General features: G+C 59.2%; 20 protein-coding genes and 1 tRNA gene. 8 read left to right on the forward strand and 13 right to left on the reverse strand.

All coding sequences use genetic code 11. From position 1 onward, the window contains the following. Positions 1–19: 19 nt before the first annotated feature. From AC1Z1G_RS20380 to AC1Z1G_RS20415, 8 genes are all read left to right on the forward strand, one after another. Positions 20–379: a DUF5064 family protein gene (locus tag AC1Z1G_RS20380; RefSeq protein WP_483622138.1), complete on the forward strand. Its 360-nt coding sequence runs from the start codon at positions 20–22 to the stop codon at positions 377–379. A 179-nt stretch (positions 380–558) separates the two neighbouring features. Then, positions 559–2,067: a sigma-54-dependent transcriptional regulator gene (locus AC1Z1G_RS20385; protein WP_483622140.1), complete on the forward strand. Its 1,509-nt coding sequence runs from the start codon at positions 559–561 to the stop codon at positions 2,065–2,067. A gap of 427 nt (positions 2,068–2,494) precedes the next feature. After that, on the forward strand, positions 2,495–2,878 hold the full coding sequence (gene gcvH / locus AC1Z1G_RS20390; protein WP_483622142.1) for a glycine cleavage system protein GcvH: 384 nt from the start codon (positions 2,495–2,497) through the stop codon (positions 2,876–2,878). 11 nt (positions 2,879–2,889) lie between these two features. Next, complete coding sequence (gcvP, locus tag AC1Z1G_RS20395; RefSeq protein ID WP_483622144.1) at positions 2,890–5,757, forward strand: aminomethyl-transferring glycine dehydrogenase; 2,868 nt, start codon at positions 2,890–2,892, stop codon at positions 5,755–5,757. A gap of 203 nt (positions 5,758–5,960) precedes the next feature. Then, positions 5,961–7,337, forward strand: coding sequence for an L-serine ammonia-lyase (locus AC1Z1G_RS20400; protein ID WP_483622146.1), 1,377 nt, complete (start codon positions 5,961–5,963; stop codon positions 7,335–7,337). A gap of 120 nt (positions 7,338–7,457) precedes the next feature. Then, entirely contained in the window at positions 7,458–8,582 is a 1,125-nt protein-coding gene (gene gcvT, locus AC1Z1G_RS20405; RefSeq protein WP_483622148.1) for a glycine cleavage system aminomethyltransferase GcvT, read from the forward strand. 392 nt (positions 8,583–8,974) lie between these two features. Next, positions 8,975–9,187 carry a cold-shock protein gene (locus tag AC1Z1G_RS20410; protein WP_007931076.1) on the forward strand — a complete coding sequence of 71 codons (213 nt, stop codon included), beginning with the start codon at positions 8,975–8,977 and terminating at the stop codon, positions 9,185–9,187. A 94-nt stretch (positions 9,188–9,281) separates the two neighbouring features. Next, positions 9,282–9,770 (forward strand): RDD family protein, encoded by a 489-nt coding sequence (locus AC1Z1G_RS20415; RefSeq protein ID WP_483622151.1) that lies wholly within the window; start codon positions 9,282–9,284, stop codon positions 9,768–9,770. A gap of 63 nt (positions 9,771–9,833) precedes the next feature. Here the strand turns inward: AC1Z1G_RS20415 and nadA are convergent, their stop codons facing one another. The 13 genes from nadA to ruvA all read right to left on the reverse strand — a co-directional run bounded on the left by nadA (position 9,834) and on the right by ruvA (position 20,016). Next, on the reverse strand, positions 9,834–10,892 hold the full coding sequence (gene nadA / locus AC1Z1G_RS20420; RefSeq protein WP_347901641.1) for a quinolinate synthase NadA: 1,059 nt from the start codon (positions 10,890–10,892) through the stop codon (positions 9,834–9,836). Between the two features lie 272 nt (positions 10,893–11,164). Further along, positions 11,165–11,240, reverse strand: a tRNA-Lys gene (locus AC1Z1G_RS20425). Positions 11,241–11,302: 62 nt separating this feature from the next. Then, entirely contained in the window at positions 11,303–11,995 is a 693-nt protein-coding gene (queC, locus tag AC1Z1G_RS20430) for a 7-cyano-7-deazaguanine synthase QueC (protein WP_483622153.1), read from the reverse strand. A gap of 1 nt (position 11,996) precedes the next feature. Further along, positions 11,997–12,644: a 7-carboxy-7-deazaguanine synthase QueE gene (gene queE / locus AC1Z1G_RS20435; RefSeq protein ID WP_483622155.1), complete on the reverse strand. Its 648-nt coding sequence runs from the start codon at positions 12,642–12,644 to the stop codon at positions 11,997–11,999. Positions 12,645–12,811: 167 nt separating this feature from the next. After that, positions 12,812–13,642 (reverse strand): tol-pal system protein YbgF, encoded by an 831-nt coding sequence (gene ybgF / locus AC1Z1G_RS20440; RefSeq protein WP_483622157.1) that lies wholly within the window; start codon positions 13,640–13,642, stop codon positions 12,812–12,814. A 6-nt stretch (positions 13,643–13,648) separates the two neighbouring features. Next, a complete protein-coding gene (gene pal, locus AC1Z1G_RS20445) occupies positions 13,649–14,146 on the reverse strand; it encodes a peptidoglycan-associated lipoprotein Pal (protein WP_347901645.1) in 498 nt (165 codons plus the stop codon). Between the two features lie 52 nt (positions 14,147–14,198). After that, the gene (tolB, locus tag AC1Z1G_RS20450) at positions 14,199–15,500 is read right to left on the reverse strand and encodes a Tol-Pal system beta propeller repeat protein TolB (RefSeq protein WP_437128129.1); all 1,302 of its coding nucleotides are present in this window, start codon (positions 15,498–15,500) and stop codon (positions 14,199–14,201) included. Beyond that, complete coding sequence (gene tolA, locus AC1Z1G_RS20455) at positions 15,497–16,576, reverse strand: cell envelope integrity protein TolA (protein ID WP_483622160.1); 1,080 nt, start codon at positions 16,574–16,576, stop codon at positions 15,497–15,499. Before tolA ends, tolB begins: the two co-directional genes overlap by 4 nt. Next, entirely contained in the window at positions 16,576–17,028 is a 453-nt protein-coding gene (gene tolR / locus AC1Z1G_RS20460; protein ID WP_347906261.1) for a protein TolR, read from the reverse strand. Before tolR ends, tolA begins: the two co-directional genes overlap by 1 nt. 23 nt (positions 17,029–17,051) lie before the next feature. Then, positions 17,052–17,747 (reverse strand): protein TolQ, encoded by a 696-nt coding sequence (tolQ, locus tag AC1Z1G_RS20465; protein WP_483622162.1) that lies wholly within the window; start codon positions 17,745–17,747, stop codon positions 17,052–17,054. Continuing rightward, positions 17,737–18,204, reverse strand: coding sequence for a tol-pal system-associated acyl-CoA thioesterase (gene ybgC, locus AC1Z1G_RS20470; RefSeq protein ID WP_347901648.1), 468 nt, complete (start codon positions 18,202–18,204; stop codon positions 17,737–17,739). Before ybgC ends, tolQ begins: the two co-directional genes overlap by 11 nt. Positions 18,205–18,342: 138 nt before the next feature. Beyond that, entirely contained in the window at positions 18,343–19,404 is a 1,062-nt protein-coding gene (ruvB, locus tag AC1Z1G_RS20475; protein ID WP_347901649.1) for a Holliday junction branch migration DNA helicase RuvB, read from the reverse strand. Beyond that, complete coding sequence (gene ruvA / locus AC1Z1G_RS20480) at positions 19,405–20,016, reverse strand: Holliday junction branch migration protein RuvA (protein ID WP_483622165.1); 612 nt, start codon at positions 20,014–20,016, stop codon at positions 19,405–19,407. Positions 20,017–20,062 lie beyond the last annotated feature (46 nt).

The following is a 20,062-nucleotide window of genomic DNA, read 5'->3' on the forward strand; positions in this document are numbered from 1 at the left end:
CCTTGAAGGAGAAATGCCTATGGCCACGTTCGAGCCCGGTCACCTGCACATCCATCGCGCACCGTTGCAGCCTGGCGATTTTGGGTACGACATCAAGATCGACTATGAAGTCATCCACGATCCCAAGGAAGGCCCAGCCATGCAGTTCACCATGCATGGGCAAATCAACAACAAGGACTTCAAGGAAAGCTTCACCCTGCCCAAAGACATGGCTTACAACTTTGCCAGTGAAGCTTTCCATATCGGGGTCAAGTACGGCATCCCGAAAACCGCCGACATCCGTGCCATGCACGGCTACTACGACAAGATGTTCGAAGACGTCCGCCGACAACTCGATGTGAAACCCGGCGACCCGGTCAAACCCGAACACCTGGAATAACCCATAACCTGTAGGTGCAAAGCTTGCTCGCGATGCAGGCACCGCGGTGTCACTGATACAACGCGTTATCGTTCATCGCGAGCAAGCTTTGCTCCTACAATTTGATTGCGAATTTCACCTGCCCCCCTCCTCCAAGGCATACTGGCCACCCTCCGCATTCCAGAACACTGAACCGCCCCATGCGTATCCACGTCAGCTTCATCGACCGCGTCGGCATCACCCAGGAAGTCCTGGCCTTGCTCGGCGGGCGCAATCTCAACCTGGATGCGGTGGAAATGGTTCCACCCAACGTCTACATCGACGCCCCGACCCTCAGTCCCCAGGTGCTCGACGAACTGCGCGATGCGTTGTTCAGCGTGCGCGGCGTGCAAGCGGTGACGGTGGTCGACATCCTTCCCGGTCAACGTCGACACCTGCAACTCGACGCACTGCTGGCGGCGATGACCGACCCGGTGCTGGCCCTCGACAGCGCCGGCAACGTGTTGCTGGCCAACCCGGCACTGATTGCCTTGTATGGCCGCGAACCGGCCGGGGAAAGCGTCGCCGAGCTGTTTGCCGACCCGACGTTGCTGGACACCTTGCTGGAGCAGGGCTTTCGCTTGCCGTTGCACGAAATCACCGTCAACGGCCAGACCTTGCTGCTCGATGCCACGCCCATCACCGATGCCGGCGCCCTGCTAACCCTGTACCAGCCAAACCGCATCGGTGAGCAACTGTCGGCGTTGCACCATGACCACGCTGAAGGTTTTGATGCGCTGCTCGGTGAATCTGCCGCCATCCGCACCCTCAAGGCCCGTGCGCAACGGGTGGCGGCGCTGGATGCGCCGCTGCTGATTCAGGGCGAAACCGGCACCGGCAAAGAACTGGTGGCCCGCGCCTGCCACGCCATCAGTGCCCGGCACAGTGCGCCGTTCCTGGCATTGAACTGCGCGGCATTGCCGGAGAACCTCGCCGAAAGCGAGCTGTTCGGCTACGCCCCCGGCGCTTTCACCGGCGCTCAACGCGGTGGCAAACCGGGGCTGATGGAACTGGCCAACCAAGGCACGGTGTTTCTCGACGAGATCGGCGAAATGTCGCCGTACTTGCAAGCCAAGTTGCTGCGCTTTCTCAATGACGGCAGCTTCCGGCGCGTGGGCGGCGACCGTGAGGTCAAGGTCAACGTGCGGATCCTCAGTGCAACCCACCGTGACCTGGAAAAAATGGTCAGCGAAGGCACCTTCCGCGAAGACCTGTTCTATCGCCTCAACGTGCTTAACGTCGCCGTGCCGCCGCTGCGTGAGCGCGGCCAGGACATCCTGTTGCTGGCGCGCTACTTCATGCAGCAGGCCTGCGCGCAAATCCAGCGCCCGGTCTGCCGCCTGGCGCCCGGCACTTACCCGGCCCTGCTCGGCAACCGCTGGCCGGGGAACGTACGGCAATTGCAGAACGTGATCTTCCGCGCCGCCGCCATTTGCGAAAGCAGCCTGGTGGACATCGGCGACCTGGACATCGCCGGCACCTCCGTGGCGCGCCAGAGCGACACCGACGTCGACAGCCTCGAACAAGCCATGGAAACCTTCGAGAAAACCCTGCTGGAAAAGCTCTACGTCAACTACCCCTCGACCCGCCAACTGGCCAGCCGCCTGCAAACCTCCCATACCGCCATCGCCCACCGGCTGCGCAAATACGGCATTCCCGGCAAGGCCTGAACCTGACGCGTCAAATGTGGGAGCGGGCTTGCTCGCGAAGAACGATAACGCGGTGTATCTGAATGACCGTGGCGCGCCATTCGCGAGCAAGCCCGCTCCCACAGGGTTAGCCACTACTGCATGACTCACTTCAAAAACGACCTGCATCTGTACTGAAAGCGCTACAGCGGAACGATTTCGATACATAGCCGTTTCGCCTGCGCTACGCAAGGCTTTGATCCCCCTCGTCTTTTCTCTCGGCCCCGCGCTGTAGCGTTTTCGCTACAGCCCCGCCTTACACCACAGCCACAAAACGAATTAACTCATTGATTTATAAAGAATAAAAAACATTGGCCGCGTTTTTGCTATGTCTTTATCCATAACAGCTCTGCCCTGCACGAGCATTCAATCGCGTCCACCAGACGAATCTGGCCCCCGAGGAGTTTCCATGAGCGAGTTGCGTTTTACTGAAGATCACGAATGGCTGCGCACCGAAGCTGACGGCAGCGTGACCGTCGGCATCACCGCCTTCGCACAGAACGCCCTGGGCGACGTGGTGTATGTGCAACTGCCGGAACTGCAGACCTACGAGCAAGGCGCAGAAGCCGCCACCGTTGAATCGGTAAAAGCCGCCAGCGGCGTGTACATGCCGCTGACCGGTGAAGTGGTCGAAACCAACTCGGCGCTCGAAGGCAACCCGGAGCTGGTCAACGAAGCGCCACTGGGTGAAGGCTGGTTCTTCCGCTTCATCCCGGCCGATGCCGCCGCTGTCGGTCAACTGCTGGATCAGGACGCCTACGACCGCCTGATCAAAGCCCAAGCCGAAGCCTGAGGAGCGCCGACATGACTCAAGTACCTCCTGTTTCTGTAAATGTGGGCACCGCCAACGAATTCATCGCGCGCCACATCGGCCCGCGCTCTGGCGACGAGCAAGCCATGCTCAACAGCCTGGGCTTTGACTCCCTGGAAGCCCTGAGCGCCAGCGTCATCCCCGACAGCATCAAAGGCACCAGCGTGCTGGACCTGGGCGCTGGTTTGAGCGAAGCCGACGCCCTGGCGTCGATCAAAGCCATCGCCGCCAAGAACCAACTGTTCAAGACCTACATCGGCCAGGGCTACTACAACTGCCACACGCCGTCGCCGATCCTGCGCAACCTGCTGGAGAACCCGGCCTGGTACACCGCGTACACCCCGTACCAGCCAGAAATCTCCCAGGGTCGCCTCGAAGCACTGCTGAATTTCCAGACCCTGATCAGCGACCTCACCGGCCTGCCGATCGCCAACGCTTCCCTGCTCGACGAAGCCACCGCTGCTGCCGAAGCCATGACCTTCTGCAAACGCCTGAGCAAGAACAAAAGCAGCCATGCGTTCTTCGCCTCCGTCCATTGCCACCCGCAAACCCTCGACGTGCTGCGCACCCGTGCCGAGCCGTTGGGCATTGACGTGGTGGTCGGCGACGAGCGTGAACTGACCGACGTCAGCGCCTTCTTCGGTGCCCTGCTGCAATACCCGGCGAGCAACGGTGAGCTGTTCGATTACCGCGAACTGACCGAACGCCTCCACGCCGCCAACGCACTGGTGGCCGTAGCCGCAGACCTGCTGGCCCTGACCGTGCTGACCCCGCCGGGCGAGTTCGGTGCCGACGTGGCCATCGGCAGCGCCCAACGCTTCGGCGTCCCGCTGGGCTTCGGTGGCCCGCACGCGGCATACTTCTCCACCCGCGATGCGTTCAAGCGCGACATGCCTGGCCGTCTGGTCGGTGTCTCCGTGGACCGCTTCGGCAAGCCGGCCCTGCGCCTGGCCATGCAGACCCGCGAGCAACATATCCGCCGCGAGAAAGCCACCAGCAACATCTGCACCGCCCAAGTACTGCTGGCCAACATCGCCAGCATGTACGCCGTGTACCACGGCCCCAAAGGCCTGACACAGATCGCCAACCGCATTCATCACCTGACCGCGATCCTTGCCAAAGGCTTGAGCGCGCTGGGCCTTGAGGTTGAGCAAGAAAGCTTCTTCGACACCCTGACCCTGAAAACCGGCGCGCAAACCGCTGCGCTGCACGACAAGGCCCACACCCAGCGCATCAACCTGCGTGTGGTCGACAGTGAACGCCTGGGCCTGTCCCTGGACGAAACCACCAACCAGGCCGATGTCGAAACCCTGTGGGGTCTTCTGGCGGATGGCAAAGCGCTGCCAGGTTTCGCCGCCCTTGCCGCCTCCGTTCAAAGCACGATCCCGACCGCGCTGGTGCGTCAATCGCCGATCCTCAGCCACCCGGTGTTCAACCGTTATCATTCGGAAACCGAGCTGATGCGCTACCTGCGCAAGCTCGCCGACAAGGACCTGGCCCTGGATCGCACCATGATCCCGCTGGGCTCGTGCACCATGAAACTCAACGCCGCCAGCGAAATGATCCCGGTGACCTGGGCCGAGTTCGGTGCCCTGCACCCATTCGCTCCGCCTGCGCAAAGCGCCGGTTACCAGCAACTGACCGATGAACTGGAAGCGATGCTTTGCGCCGCTACCGGTTACGACGCGATCTCGCTGCAACCGAACGCCGGCTCCCAGGGTGAATACGCAGGTCTCTTGGCGATCCGCGCCTATCACCAGAGCCGTGGCGAAGAACGTCGCGACATCTGTCTGATCCCCTCGTCGGCCCACGGCACCAACCCGGCCACCGCCAACATGGCTGGCATGCGGGTGGTCGTGACGGCTTGCGATGCACGCGGTAACGTCGACATCGAAGACCTGCGCGCCAAAGCCATCGAGCACCGCGAACACCTCGCCGCACTGATGATCACTTACCCCTCGACCCACGGCGTGTTCGAAGAAGGCATCCGCGAAATCTGCGGGATCATTCATGACAACGGCGGCCAGGTGTACATCGACGGCGCCAACATGAATGCGATGGTCGGTCTCTGTGCGCCGGGCAAGTTCGGCGGCGACGTATCCCACCTGAACCTGCACAAAACCTTCTGTATCCCCCACGGCGGTGGCGGCCCGGGCGTTGGCCCGATTGGCGTGAAATCCCACCTGACGCCGTTCCTGCCGGGGCACGCGGCCATGGAACGCAAGGAAGGCGCAGTCTGCGCAGCACCGTTTGGCAGCGCGAGTATTCTGCCGATCACCTGGATGTACATTCGGATGATGGGCGGCGCGGGCCTCAAGCGTGCTTCGCAACTGGCGATTCTCAACGCCAACTACATTTCCCGTCGCCTCGAAGAGCACTACCCGGTTCTCTACACCGGCAGCAACGGTTTGGTCGCCCACGAATGCATCCTCGACCTGCGCCCGTTGAAAGACAGCAGCGGCATCAGCGTCGAAGACGTCGCCAAGCGCCTGATCGATTTCGGTTTCCACGCCCCGACCATGTCGTTCCCGGTGGCCGGCACGCTGATGATCGAGCCGACCGAAAGCGAATCAAAAGAAGAGCTGGACCGCTTCTGCGACGCCATGATTCGCATCCGCGAAGAAATCCGTGCAGTGGAAAACGGCACCCTGGACAAGGACGACAACCCGCTGAAAAACGCCCCGCACACCGCGGCCGAAATCGTCGGCGAGTGGAGCCATCCCTACAGCCGTGAGCAAGCGGTGTATCCAGTGGCGTCGTTGATCGAAGGCAAGTACTGGCCACCGGTCGGCCGGGTCGACAACGTGTTCGGCGACCGCAACCTGATCTGCGCCTGCCCGTCGATCGAAAGCTACGCTTAAAAATGTGGGGGGCGGGTTCGCTCGCCCCACTATCGACAACACCACATATCCCTTGTGGGAGCGGGCTTGCTCGCGAAGGCAGTGTGTCAGCCACCAAATGTGCTGTCTGTCACACCGCCTTCGCGAGCAAGCCCGCTCCCACAGGGATCTGTGCCAAGCCTCAGATTCCGCTAATACCTATAACAAGAAACCGGAGAACAACCATGTCGTTAAGCGTGTTCGACCTGTTCAAGATTGGCATCGGCCCCTCCAGTTCCCACACTGTCGGCCCGATGCGTGCCGCTGCGCGCTTCGTCGAAGGGTTGCGCCGTGAAAACCTGCTCAAAGACACCACCTGCGTCAAAGTCGAGCTTTACGGCTCGCTCGGCGCCACCGGTAAAGGCCACGGCAGCGACAAGGCTGTGTTGCTGGGCCTGGAAGGTGAACACCCGGACACCGTGGACACCGAGAACATCGCCGCCCGCCTGCATGAAATTCGCAGCAGCGGCCGCCTGAACCTGCTCAGTGAGCACATCATCGAATTCAATGAAAAACTCCACCTGGCGATGATCCGCAAGCCATTGGCCTATCACCCCAACGGCATGATCTTTCGCGCCTTTGACGCTGCTGGCATCCAGATTCGTAGCCGCGAGTACTACTCGGTAGGCGGCGGTTTCGTGGTCGATGAAGACGCCGCCGGCGCCGACCGCATCGTCGAAGACGCCACGCCCCTGACCTTCCCGTTCAAAAGCGCCAAGGACCTGCTCGAGCATTGCGCCACCTATGGGCTGTCCATCAGCCAGGTGATGCTGACCAACGAAAGTGCCTGGCGTCCCGAAGCCGAAACCCGCGCCGGGCTGCTGAAAATCTGGCAAGTGATGCAGGACTGCGTCGCCGCCGGCTGCCGCAACGAAGGCATCCTGCCTGGTGGCCTGAAGGTCAAGCGCCGTGCGGCGGCACTGCATCGACAACTGTGCAAGAACCCCGAATCGTCACTGCGCGATCCGCTGTCGGTGCTGGACTGGGTCAACCTGTATGCACTGGCGGTCAACGAAGAAAACGCCAACGGCGGGCGCGTGGTCACGGCGCCCACCAACGGTGCGGCCGGGATCATTCCGGCGGTGTTGCATTACTACATGCGCTTCATCCCCGGCGCCAATGACGACGGCGTGGTGCGCTTTCTGCTGACCGCCGCTGCCATTGGCATTCTGTACAAGGAAAACGCCTCGATCTCCGGTGCGGAAGTCGGCTGTCAGGGTGAAGTCGGCGTGGCGTGCTCCATGGCAGCCGGTGCCCTGTGCGAAGTCCTCGGCGGGACCGTGCAGCAGGTGGAGAACGCCGCCGAAATCGGCATGGAACACAACCTTGGCCTGACCTGCGACCCGATTGGCGGGCTGGTGCAAGTGCCGTGCATTGAGCGCAACGCCATGGGCTCGGTCAAAGCCATCAACGCGGTACGCATGGCCCTGCGCGGCGACGGTCAGCACTTTGTCTCCCTGGACAAGGTCATCCGTACCATGCGCCAGACCGGCGCCGACATGAAAAGCAAATACAAGGAGACCGCCCGTGGCGGTCTTGCGGTCAACATTATCGAATGCTGATCACTGATTTTTCTTCTCTCTTGCGGGAGAGAACGTAACTAGCCCCCTCTCCCTCCGGGAGAGGTCTGGGGTGAGGGGCTTTTGATCCTGATCCCGAACCACATTTTCAAGGAGCTACGCATGTCCACCGAACAACTGTCGAAAACCCCGCTCCACGCACTGCACCTCGAACTCGGCGCCCGCATGGTGCCGTTCGCCGGCTACGACATGCCGGTGCAGTACCCATTGGGCGTGATGAAAGAACACCAGCACACTCGTGATCAGGCCGGGTTGTTCGATGTTTCGCACATGGGCCAGATCCACCTGACCGGCGCCAATGCTGCCAAGGCCCTGGAAACCCTGGTACCAGTGGACATCATCGACTTGCCGGTAGGCATGCAACGCTATGCGATGTTCACCAACGAAAACGGCGGCATCCTCGACGACCTGATGGTCGCCAACCTGGGCAACGACGAACTGTTCCTGGTGGTCAACGCCGCCTGCAAGGATCAGGACCTGGCACACCTGCGCACGCACATTGGCGCTCAGTGCAGCATCGAGCCACTGTTTGAAGAACGCGCCCTGCTTGCCCTGCAAGGTCCGGCAGCGGTCACCGTGCTTGCGCGCCTGGCACCTGCCGTTGCGAAGATGACATTCATGCAGTTCGCCCGTGTGACGCTGCTGGGCATCGACTGCTTCGTCAGCCGTTCGGGCTACACCGGCGAAGACGGTTTCGAAATTTCCGTGCCGGCCGCCAACGCTGAAGCCCTTGCCCGCGCCCTGCTGGCCGAGCCGGAAGTCGCCGCCATCGGCCTCGGCGCCCGCGACTCACTGCGCCTGGAAGCCGGCCTGTGCCTCTATGGCCACGACATGAACACCGAGACCACGCCGATTGAAGCCAGCCTCCTGTGGGCCATCTCCAAGCCGCGCCGTGCCGAGGGTGTGCGTGCGGGTGGTTTCCCGGGTGCCGAAACCGTGTTCGCACAACAGCAGAACGGTGTCAGCCGCAAACGCGTCGGCTTGTTGCCGCAGGAACGCACGCCGGTTCGCGAAGGCGCAGAAATCGTCAACGATGCAGGTGAAATCATCGGCACCGTGTGCAGCGGCGGCTTCGGTCCCACCTTGGGCGGCCCTTTGGCCATGGGTTACCTCGACAGCGCCTACATGGCACTGGATACCCAAGTTTGGGCAATAGTGCGTGGGAAAAAGGTGCCTTTGCTTGTAAGCAAAATGCCATTTGTTCCACAACGCTACTATCGTGGTTGATTGACTGTTCCTATAAGTAACGCGGTTGCGTTAAGCGTGCACTAATCTGTAACGCAACCGCCATAAAACAGTGCGCCGTTTCGAATATGAACCTTACTTATAACGATCGAAAACAATTGAACAACGCTATCGCATAAGTCCGCCATAACGGACTCACTAAGTACCCGCAACCTGAGTAAAACCGGGGCTTCGCGGGGGCTTGTTTTTTCTCCCGTAGTTGGCGTAGAGTTTGTTCACTGTGTTTGCATGGGTCGCTTGGAATCGTGACCTGGGCAGTAGCCAACAAGTTTGCTACAACCCGTTCGACGTCTTTCTACTTTCCTGCAACCAGCCCCAGTACTCTTTCATGAGAAAGAGGCTGTCATCAATTTTTGCGTCAAAGGAAATAAGAAATGTCCCAACGTCAGAGCGGCACCGTCAAGTGGTTTAACGACGAGAAAGGTTTTGGTTTTATCACTCCAGAAAGCGGCCCGGATCTGTTCGTGCATTTCCGTGCCATTCAAGGCAACGGCTTCAAGAGCCTGAAAGAAGGCCAGAAAGTCACCTTCATCGCTGTGCAGGGCCAAAAAGGCATGCAGGCTGACGAAGTACAAGCAGAAGGCTGATCTTCTGCGGCAAAAAGCCCCTGATGCTGACATCAGGGGCTTTTTTATGCGCGTAATTCCGTAAAATGGCTTCTTTTTCTCCGAGAGCCGTGCCATGTCGAAACACCTGCTCAACCCCCAGGGCGAATTTCCCGTCGCCGGCCTGGGTCGTCGCCTGGCCGCGATGTTCTATGATTTTCTGTTGTGCACCGCACTACTCATCGTGACGGGCGGCCTCTACAAGATGGTGCAGATGGCAATCCTCGGCGAAGAAAGAATGCGCGCCATGACCGACGCGGGCGCACTGGACGGCGACCCACTGTTCTCGACCATTCTGCTGTTTGTGCTGTTTGGCTTCTTCGCCAGGTTCTGGACCTGGTCGGGGCAGACGCTGGGCATGCAGGTGTGGTGCATCCGCGTCCAGAACGCCGACGGCTCGGCCATCAGCCTGTGGCAAGCGCTACTGCGCTTTGTGGTGTCGATCGCCTCCCTGCTGTGCGCCGGCCTGGGTTTCTTCTGGATGCTCTTCGACAAACAGAAACGCAGCTGGCACGACATCTATTCCGACAGCCAACTGGTACGGATCCCGAAGAAGAAAAAATAACTCCCCAGATGCAAAAACGCCCCGAATGATCGGGGCGTTTTTGTATGCGCTGAATAATCGCGATCAGGCGTTGCCTGCCAGCTTCATCCGCGCCGCCGCTGTGAAGTCGAGCATGCGCTTGAGCGGGCGAATCGCCTGCGGGATCAGTGCCGGGTCGACAAAAATCTCGCCCGAGCCTTCACGCAGGCACTGCAACGTGCGCTCAAGGGTGTTCATCGCCATCCATGGGCAATGCGCGCAACTGCGGCACGCCGCGCCATTACCGGCGGTTGGCGCCTCGATAAAGACCTTGTCCGGGCACAGCTGCTGCATTTTGTAGAAAATGCCGCGGTCGGTCGCCACGATCAGGGTTTTGTTCGGCAGGCTTTGCGCAGCGGCAATCAACTGACTGGTGGAGCCTACCGCGTCAGCCAACTCGATCACCGCCGTCGGCGACTCAGGGTGCACCAGGATGGCAGCATCCGGGTACAGCGCCTTCATGTCTTCCAACTGCTTGGCCTTGAACTCTTCGTGAACGATGCAGGCACCGTCCCAGAGCAGCATGTCAGCGCCGGTCTTGCGCTGAATGTAAGTGCCCAAGTGTTTGTCCGGCCCCCAGATGATCGTCTCGCCGTTATCCATCAGACTCTCGACGATTTCCAGTGCACAACTGGAGGTTACCACCCAATCCGCCCGCGCCTTCACCGCTGCCGAGGTATTGGCATACACCACCACCGTGCGCTCGGGGTGCTGATCGCAAAACGCCGAGAACTCCTCCACCGGACAACCCAAGTCCAGCGAGCAGGTCGCTTCCAGAGTTGGCATCAGCACGCGCTTTTCGGGATTGAGGATTTTGGCGGTTTCCCCCATGAACTTCACGCCGGCGACCACAACGGTCTTGGCCGGGTGAGCATTGCCGAAGCGAGCCATTTCCAGAGAATCGGAAACGCAGCCACCGGTTTCTTCAGCCAGGGCCTGAATGATCGGGTCGCAATAGAAGTGGGCAACCAGCACCGCATCCTGAGCCTTGAGCTCAGCGGCGATGGCAGCGCGGTAATGAGCCTGCTCTTCAGCACTCAGCGGCTTGGGCTGCTTGGCGTCGAGGTGGGCTTGTACCAGAAGGCGTTCGGAAATTTGCGTCATGATCGCAAGACCTGCGGGCGCTTTCGCGCGAAAGTCGAGTATACACCCGGCTCCGGACCACTCGGGGTACCGCCGGGAGAGTGAGTATTCATCAGGCACAGACAGTGTTGAAGCTGCGCAAGGCTACAGAATATCCCTCGGATGCAAAAGATCATTCTGACCTGCGTCACGCGATGGAACAGCCCGCTTGAGCCAGGCTCAAATTTCAGGCAAAAAAAAACCCGGAAATCCTCACTTACGTGGGCCTTCCGGATTTTCTAAACCGCCAAAAATGGTGGGTCGTGTGGGATTCGAACCTACGACCAATTGGTTAAAAGCCAACTGCTCTACCAACTGAGCTAACGACCCGCTGTGTGGTGCGCGTATAATACTGATTTTTAAGGACTATTCAACACCTAATTTAAAATAAATCAAAAATAAGGTGTTGGATCGCTGATACCGGCCGCCGCGAAGCCCTCGGCACGCAAACGGCAGCTGTCGCATTTGCCGCAGGCATAGCCGTTATCGTCCGCCTGATAGCAGGACACCGTCAGGCCATAGTCGACACCGAGCTTCACGCCCGCCTGAACGATCTGGGCCTTGCTCAGGTTCTGCAAAGGCGCCTGGATGCGGAAACCATTCCCCTCTACTCCGGCCTTGGTCGCCAGATTAGCCATACGCTCGAACGCCTCGACGAACTCGGGACGGCAATCCGGGTATCCGGAATAATCCACCGCGTTTACGCCGATGAAGATGTCACGCGCTCCCAGCACTTCGGCCCAGCCCAGCGCCAGGGATAGAAACACCGTGTTGCGTGCAGGGACGTAAGTCACCGGAATACCTTCACCAGCAACCTCAGGCACGTCGATGCTGCTGTCAGTCAACGCCGAACCGCCAATACCGTTCAGGTTTATACCAATCACTTTATGCTCAACCGCGCCCAGGTCTCGGGAGACGCGCGCGGCGGCGTGCAACTCGGCATGGGACCGCTGGCCGTAATCGAAGCTCATGGTGTAGCAGGTGTAACCTTCTGCGCGAGCCATGGCCACGACAGTCGCCGAGTCCAGGCCACCGGACAGCAGGATGACCGCACGTTTTTCAGCAGTGTTAAGTTGTTCCGTCATTTCAGCGCCCCGGCTCGTCATTCCAAAGATATTTATGCAGCTGCAATTGCAAACGCACCGGCAAATTGTCCGCGACAATCCAGTCAGCCAAGTCGCGTGCATTCAAGTCATGGTGGCTCGGTGAAAACAAGACTTCACCAGCACGCCGGTCGAGGCCGTACTGAATCAGCTTGGACACCGCCCAATCATAGTCTTCACGAGAACAGATCACGAACTTGACCTGATCGTTTGGCGTCAGCAGCTCGATGTTCTCATAAAGGTTGCGATGGGCCTCTTTCGACCCTGGCGTTTTCAGATCGAGCACTCGGCTGACCCGTGGATCGACGGCACTGATATCCAAAGCGCCACTGGTTTCCAGCGACACTTCGTAACCGGCGTCACACAATTGCTTAAGCAGAGGAATCGCATTGGGTTGCGCCAGCGGCTCGCCGCCCGTCACGCAGACGTAACGGGGCTTGAAGCCTGCAACCTGCTCAAGGATATCGTCGAGGGGCCTGATGGTGCCGCCGCTGAACGCATAGGCACTGTCGCAGTATTGACAGCGCAGTGGGCAACCGGTCAGGCGTACAAATACTGTAGGCAGCCCGGCAGTGCGCGTTTCACCCTGCAACGAGTAAAAAACTTCGGTAATTCTCAATGTGTCTTGCATAGTCGCCACGGGCGTAACAGCTAAACAGGCTGTCCGCCTCCGTCAGGCACTTTCTGGAACCCCGCCAACGCGTAGACCCCAAAAAGCGGTGTTTCATAAAAAGGGCGTGAATTCTAACGAAAAAACCCGCGACTAGCGCGGGTTTCTTGTAAACGGGTCAAGCAGGCTTACATGCGCTGCAGATCGCGTTGGGCCAACTGAGCGGCGGAAGTCCCCGGGTATTGGGCAACCACCTGTTGCAGAATGCCTTTGACCTTGTCGGTATGACCCAGTCGACGCTCTACATCAGCGAGCTTGTACAGCGAGTCCGGCACTTTGGCGTGCTTGGGATACAGCTGCGAAACCTTGGCGAACGCCTGGCCTGCACCTTGCAGGTCGCCTTTGGCCAGGTTCACTTCACCCAACCAGTACTGAGCATTGCCCGCGTATTGGCTGTTCGGGTATTTACGCAGGAATGCCGAAAAAGCCTGGCTGGCCTTGTCGAAATCCTTGGCTTTGATCAGGTCGAAGGCAGCATCGTAATAGAGCTTTTCCTTCGCCGGGTCACCCGGTTCGCTGCTGGCGGCTGGCGCCTGGGTAGCTGCACCCGCGCCTGCTGCTGCACCGGCGGCATTCATATCGCCACCGGCAGAAGAATTTTCAGGAGCCACGGCAGGAGCACCGCCGGATCCAATGCGCCGATCAAGATCCTGGTATCGCTCCAGGCTTTCCTGCTTCATGCGCGAAACATCGTTTTGCAGAACTTCGATCACACCCTGCTGGCGCGAAATCTGTTCCTGCATTTGTTGCAGTTGGTTGAACAGCTCGCCCTGTGCCGAGACAGGGGCCGAAACCCCTCCCCCGGCATAGGCGCCGTTCGTACCGTAACCCGCAGGCGGATAACTGCTCCCGCTATTGTTATAACCGGAGTTGTCATCGACCACAGGAACCGCAGCCCACGCCGCAAGCGGCGCGAGGCTGAGAGCCAAAACAGTTACAGCACGACGGCACGTTCGCATGACGAATTACTTACGCAGTTCGACGCGACGGTTTTGAGCCCAGGACTGCTCGTCGTTGCCGGTAGCAACTGGACGCTCTTCGCCGTAGGAAACCAGTTCCAGCTGAGCTGGGGAAACACCTTGCAGTACCAGGTAGCGTTGAACGGCTTTCGCACGACGCTCGCCCAGTGCCATGTTGTACTCACGAGTACCACGTTCGTCGGTGTTGCCTTCCAGAACAACGCGAGCGCCGTTTGCTTTCAGGTCTTTGGCGTGAACGTCCAGAGCGCGCATGGCTTCTGGCTTCAGGTCCGAGCTGTCGTATTCGAAGTAGAAGGTGGTGATTGCGCGCAGAGCAGCTTCTTCGCTCAGGGAGCCATCAACAGCACCAGTGTTAGCGCCGTAACCAGCGTTTGGATCAACATTGCCTTCACCGGCATTGTCGCCGCCTTTGGACGAGCAACCTACAGCTACAGCCATGGCCAGAGCCAGCGCAGCAAACTTACCAAACTTCAGCATTTCCATCGTGAAACTCCTAATGAACCCCAATGTGTTAAGTAAAACGTGTAGCGCCGCGTCAGTTCAGGTAAGGGGACCAGGAAGGTTCTCTGACTTCGCCTTGAGCGGTAGGAAGCGGGAGCCTTACGCGTCCATTAATGGACACGAGCATCAAGACTCCCCGGCCCTGCTGGCGGGTGGCGTAGATTACCATGGTGCCGTTGGGCGCAACAGTAGGTGACTCATCAAGTGTGCTATCTGTAAGGATTTTTACACTTCCGCGCTGCAAATCCTGAGCCGCCACCTTGAAATTAGTGAAGCCTTCCTGCCGGTGAATCATCACCAGCGTCTTTTCGTCAGCCGAGAGCTTCGGGTTGGCGTTGTAGTTACCGATAAACGTCACGCGCTCAGCCCCGCCGCCACTTGCGCTGGTTTTGTAGATCTGCGGTTTACCGCCACGGTCGGACGTAAAGTAGATGGTCGACCCGTCTTTACCCCAGAAAGGCTCGGTATTAATGCCAGGACCTGCGGTCACGCGGTTGATCTGACGCGACCCCAGATTCATCACATAAATATCCGGGTTACCGTCCTTGGACAGTACAAAAGCCAGGCGAGAACCATCCGGCGACCAGGCTGGAGCGCCATTCAGGCCTTCGAAGTTGGTGATTTGCTCACGGCGACCGGTGTCGATGTGCTGAACAAAGATGCGCGGACGCTTCTGTTCAAACGACACATAGGCAATGCGCTTGCCGTCGGGCGCGAAACGCGGCGACAGGATCGGCTCACGCGATTGCAGCAAGGTCACGGCGCGCGCACCGTCATAGTCGGAACGTTGCAGCGTGTAGCGCGTGTTCTTCTCGGAGAAGCGCTCGGCTGTCACGTAGAGCATCCGCGTCGAGAACGCACCTTTGATACCGGTGAGTTTTTCGAACGACTGGTCCGCGATGTAGTGCGACATGTCGCGCAGTTGATCAACGCTGCCCGACACGCTGCCGGTCAGCACTTGCTGTTCGGTAGCGACGTTGAACAGTGCGTACTGCACCTGCAGGCGACCGCCGGCCGGAACGATGCTGCCGACCATGATGTACTGGGCGCCCAGGGCCTTCCAGTCACGGTAGATGACTTCGCTGGCCTGGGTGGGCAGGCTGATCATGTTCTGCTTTGGAATCGGCGAGTAGTAACCCGAGTTGCGCAGGTCGTTACCGATGATTTCCGCCATGTCATCCGGCAGTACGCTGCCGCCCTGCCAGCCGAACGGTACTACCGCGATCGGCGTTGCCCGATCACTGCCGCTGGTGACCAGAATGTTTTTTTCATCCGCCGCCGCTATCCCTGCCAGGCAGCAAATAACGACAAGCATTCCTCGAAGAAGGTTTCTCACAAGGCTAGATCCTCAGGTGTGAATGTCATCTTGAATGAACGATAGGGAGCAAAATCGCTCGGTTTCATTCCCTGCATTTCTGTCAATCGACCAATGTTCTTGACCGCCGCAACAGCCGAAGCGTCAAACGGACCATCACCACTGGACTTGGCCACGCTGACCGAAGTCACCGTACCATCAGGCAACATGCCTATTTGCAGCACAACCGTCATGCCTTTGCGGGCTGAAGGAGGACGAGCCCAGCCTTCCGCTGCACGAGCACGAATCAGATCGTCAAAACTGCCGGCGACTTCATCGCCCTGCTCATCGGCCAAGGCCTGCTGACGCTGCGGCGTGTCGGAAAGCAAATCTGCCAGGGCCTGGGCCTTTTTCTCTTCAGCGGATTTACGTGCTGCTTCCTGCGACTTTTTCTTCGCAGCATCGGCAGCCGCTTTCTTCTTCGCGTCCTCGGCGATTTTCTTCTTCGCCTCGTCTGCTTCAGCTTTCTTCTTGGCGTCTTCGGCGGCTTTCTTCTTCGCGTCTTCGACGATTTTCTTCTTCGCTTCTTCAGCAGCCTTTTTCTTGGCCTCTTCTTCAGCTTCTTTCTTGGCTTCTTCTTCGGCTTTCTTCTTGGCTACATCAGCCAATTGTTTCTCTTCGGCCTTTTTGGCTTCCGCAGTCTTTTTGGCTTCATCGGCTTTCTTGGCTTCGTCAGCCTTCTTTGCCTCATCCGCTTTCTTGGACTCGTCAGCTTTTTTGGCTTCCTCGGCCTTTTGAGCCGCTTCTTCTTTCTTTTGTTCCGCAGCCTTCACCGCTTCCTGCTCGACCTTTTTCTGTTCCATCTGTTCGACTTCGGTCTGGCGCGCGGCAGATTTCTTCGCCTCACCCGCAATCTTCTGATTGGTCTGGGTGGTCGCCTGACTTTTCGATTTCAGTTGGTACAGGGTCGCTTGGACAATCGGCTTGGCCGGCGGCAACTCCGGCGTCAGGGCAAAACTGACAAACAGCATGCCGAACACCAGCACGTGCAAGCCAATCGCCCAGACACTAGGCCAGAAGTAGCTTTCCGAGGCTGTTGGCTCTCGTTGTTGCTGCATCAGGGCGCCTCGGTAATCAAGCCAACATTACCGACTCCGGCCTTCTGCAACCCGCCCATGGCCCCCATGACGGAGCCGTAATCGACGGTTTTGTCGCCGCGAATGAACACCTGGGTGTGCTTGCCGCCTTCGTTGCCGGCGCGAATGATCTTGGTCACCGCGTCGGTCATCTGTGGCAAGGTCATGGCCTTGTCTTGCTGCTTTTCGGTGTCGACTTCGCTGCCAAGGTTCCAGTAATAGGTCTTGTCAGACTTGATCGAAATGGTCAGGACCTGGGTGTTGTTGTCCTGCGGCAAGGCTTCGCTGGAAACCTTGGGCAGATCAACCTTCACGCCCTGATTGAGCATCGGCGCGGTCACCATGAAGATGACCAGCAGTACCAACATCACGTCGATGTAGGGCACCACGTTCATCTCGGCAACCGGCTTGCGCTTTTTGCGAGCTCGAGCGATTAAAGCCATTGGGAATTACCTGCTTATTCTTCGCTGGTGTGCACTTTGCGGTGCAGGATCGCCTGGAATTCATCGGCGAAGGTGTAGTAACGGCTGATCAGCGTTTCGCTGCGAGCGGCGAAACGGTTGTAAGCGATTACTGCGGGAATTGCTGCGAACAGGCCGATAGCGGTAGCGATCAGTGCCTCGGCAATACCTGGCGCCACAGTGGCGAGGGTCGCTTGCTGGGCAGTGGCCAGGCCGCGGAAGGAGTTCATGATGCCCCAGACCGTACCGAACAGACCGATGTACGGGCTGACGGAGCCAACAGTGGCCAGAAACGGCAGGCTCTGCTCCAGCTTTTCTTCTTCACGGGAGATGGCCACGCGCATGGCACGTGCCACGCCTTCCATGACCGCTTCGGGGTCAACGCCAGGCTGCTGGCGCAGACGGGAGAACTCCTTGAAGCCGGCACGGAAAATCTGCTCGACGCCCGAGTCCGGGTCCGGGTTGCTGCCCGCCTGGCGGTAGAGTTTGGACAGGTCGATACCCGACCAGAAGCGCTCTTCAAAGCTCTCCAGGGCGCGTCGACCGGCACGCAGCAAATTGCTGCGCTGAAAGATCATGATCCATGAGGTCACCGATGCGGCTACCAGGGTCAGCATTACCAACTGCACAACAACGCTGGCATTGCTGACCAGGCTCCACATGGAGGAATGGTCGACGACGTTAGCTTCCACGCTTTATCTCCTGCTCTGAGTGTGTACCCGCGCCGCTCACGTCGGCAAAAGCCGCACGTAGAGCTTCGGGAATGGCCCGGGGTTTCAAACTGTCGGTGCGCACGCAGGCCACCAAAAACTGCCCTTCGCAGAGCAGCACATTATCCGTAGCCCGCCTGACCTGCTGTTTAAAGCGCAGGCTGGCACGGTTCAATTCGATTACTTGTGCACTTACCAAAAGCTCGTCGTCCAGTCGCGCCGGCGCGTGGTAGCGCGCTTCGCTGGAATGCACAACGAACAACAGGTCCTCCCCGGCAAGCTGCGACTGGGCAAAGCCCAGTTCACGAAGCCGCTCGGTTCGAGCCCGTTCCATAAACTTGAGGTAATTAACGTAATACACGATGCCGCCGGCATCGGTGTCCTCGTAATAAACGCGACAACGATGTGCGAACGACTCTAGCCCGTTTTGCGCGCGCATACTCTAGTGCTTACTCCTCAGGTTGCCAATCCGGCCAGGCAACTGTTTTTCATTCTTCTGCGCCTTTCCTGCCAGGGAAGGGTCGCGACAGCCACCTAGGACCGCACAAAACCCGAATAAATCGGCGCAGACCGTCTATTAATCGTCCACCGCGTCGAGAAACTCGTCTACCACGGGCATCTCGCCCATGCGCGATGGAATGTTCAAACCAAAATGCAGGTACGCATGCCGGGTCACCACGCGCCCGCGCGGGGTTCGCATGATATAGCCCTGCTGAATCAAATAAGGCTCAAGCACGTCTTCGATGGTGTGTCGTTCTTCGCTGATGGCCGCCGCGAGACTGTCCACCCCGACCGGACCGCCATCGAACTTCTCGATCATGGTCAACAGTAGACGCCGGTCCTGATGATCGAAGCCGCGCTCGTCGACATCCAGCAGGTTCAGCGCCAGGTCGGCAATCGGCTTGGTGATGTGGCCCTTGGCGCGGACTTCGGCGAAGTCGCGCACCCGGCGCAGCAAGCGGTTGGCGATTCGCGGCGTGCCGCGCGCCCGGCGAGCAATCTCGAACGCCCCTTCCGGGTCCAGCGGCAGCCCCAGAATACCCGCCGAACGGCTGACAATCGTAGCCAGGTCCGCGGTGCTGTAGAACTCCAGGCGCTGGACAATCCCGAAACGGTCGCGCAACGGGTTGGTCAGCATCCCGGCGCGAGTGGTCGCGCCGACCAGGGTAAACGGTGGCAGGTCGAGTTTGATCGAGCGTGCCGCCGGTCCTTCGCCGATCATGATGTCGAGCTGGAAGTCCTCCATCGCCGGGTACAGCACTTCTTCGACGATGGGCGACAAACGGTGGATTTCGTCGATGAACAGCACATCATGGGGCTCGAGATTGGTCAGCAATGCCGCCAGGTCACCCGGCCGTTCAAGAACCGGTCCCGAGGTGCTTTTGATCGACACACCCATTTCCTGGGCAATGATGTTGGCCAGCGTGGTTTTACCCAGGCCCGGCGGGCCGAAGATCAGCGTGTGATCGAGGGATTCATTGCGCCCACGGGCAGCCTGGATGAACAACTCCATTTGCTCGCGAACGGTCGGCTGGCCGATGTACTCGGCCAGGCTGACCGGACGAATCGCCCGGTCCTGGACTTCTTCGCGGTCACGAGGGCCGCCCGTGGCGGCGATCAGACGATCAGCTTCAATCACTTAAATCATTCCCTTCAGGGCACGACGAATCAGGTCTTCACTGCTCAAGCCCTTCTCCTTGATGGAAGAAATTGCCTTGCTGGCTTCCTGCGGTTTGTAGCCCAGGGAAATCAACGCACTGACCGCATCACTTTCAGCCGACGCCACAGGTTGTGCCGGGGCGTCAGGCTGATTCGGCACCAGCGCGAACATGCTTGGCACAGCTTCCCATGCCTTGAAGCGGTCCTTGAGCTCCACCAGCAAACGCTCGGCCGTCTTCTTGCCGACGCCCGGAACCTTGGTCAGGGCCGAGGTATCCTGGGCCTGCACGCAACGTACCAACTCATCGACTTCCAGGCTCGACATCAGCGCCAGCGCCAGTTTCGGCCCTACGCCGTTCAACCGGATCAGCTCACGGAAAAAGTCCCGGTCACGCTTGCCGATGAAGCCATAGAGTAACTGGGCGTCTTCGCGCACGACCAGATGGGTGTGCAAAGTGATCGGTTCACCGACCGACGGCAGTCGGTAGAGAGTGGTCATCGGCACTTCCAGCTCATAGCCCAGGCCGTTTACATCGAGAATCAGGTGCGGCGGCTGTTTTTCAGCCAAGGTGCCGCGCAAACGTCCAATCACGTTTCAAATCCTTAAGCGTTGGCCAGAGACGGCTGACGATTCACAA

The sequence above is a fragment of the Pseudomonas sp. JL27(2026) genome (assembly GCF_056933555.1).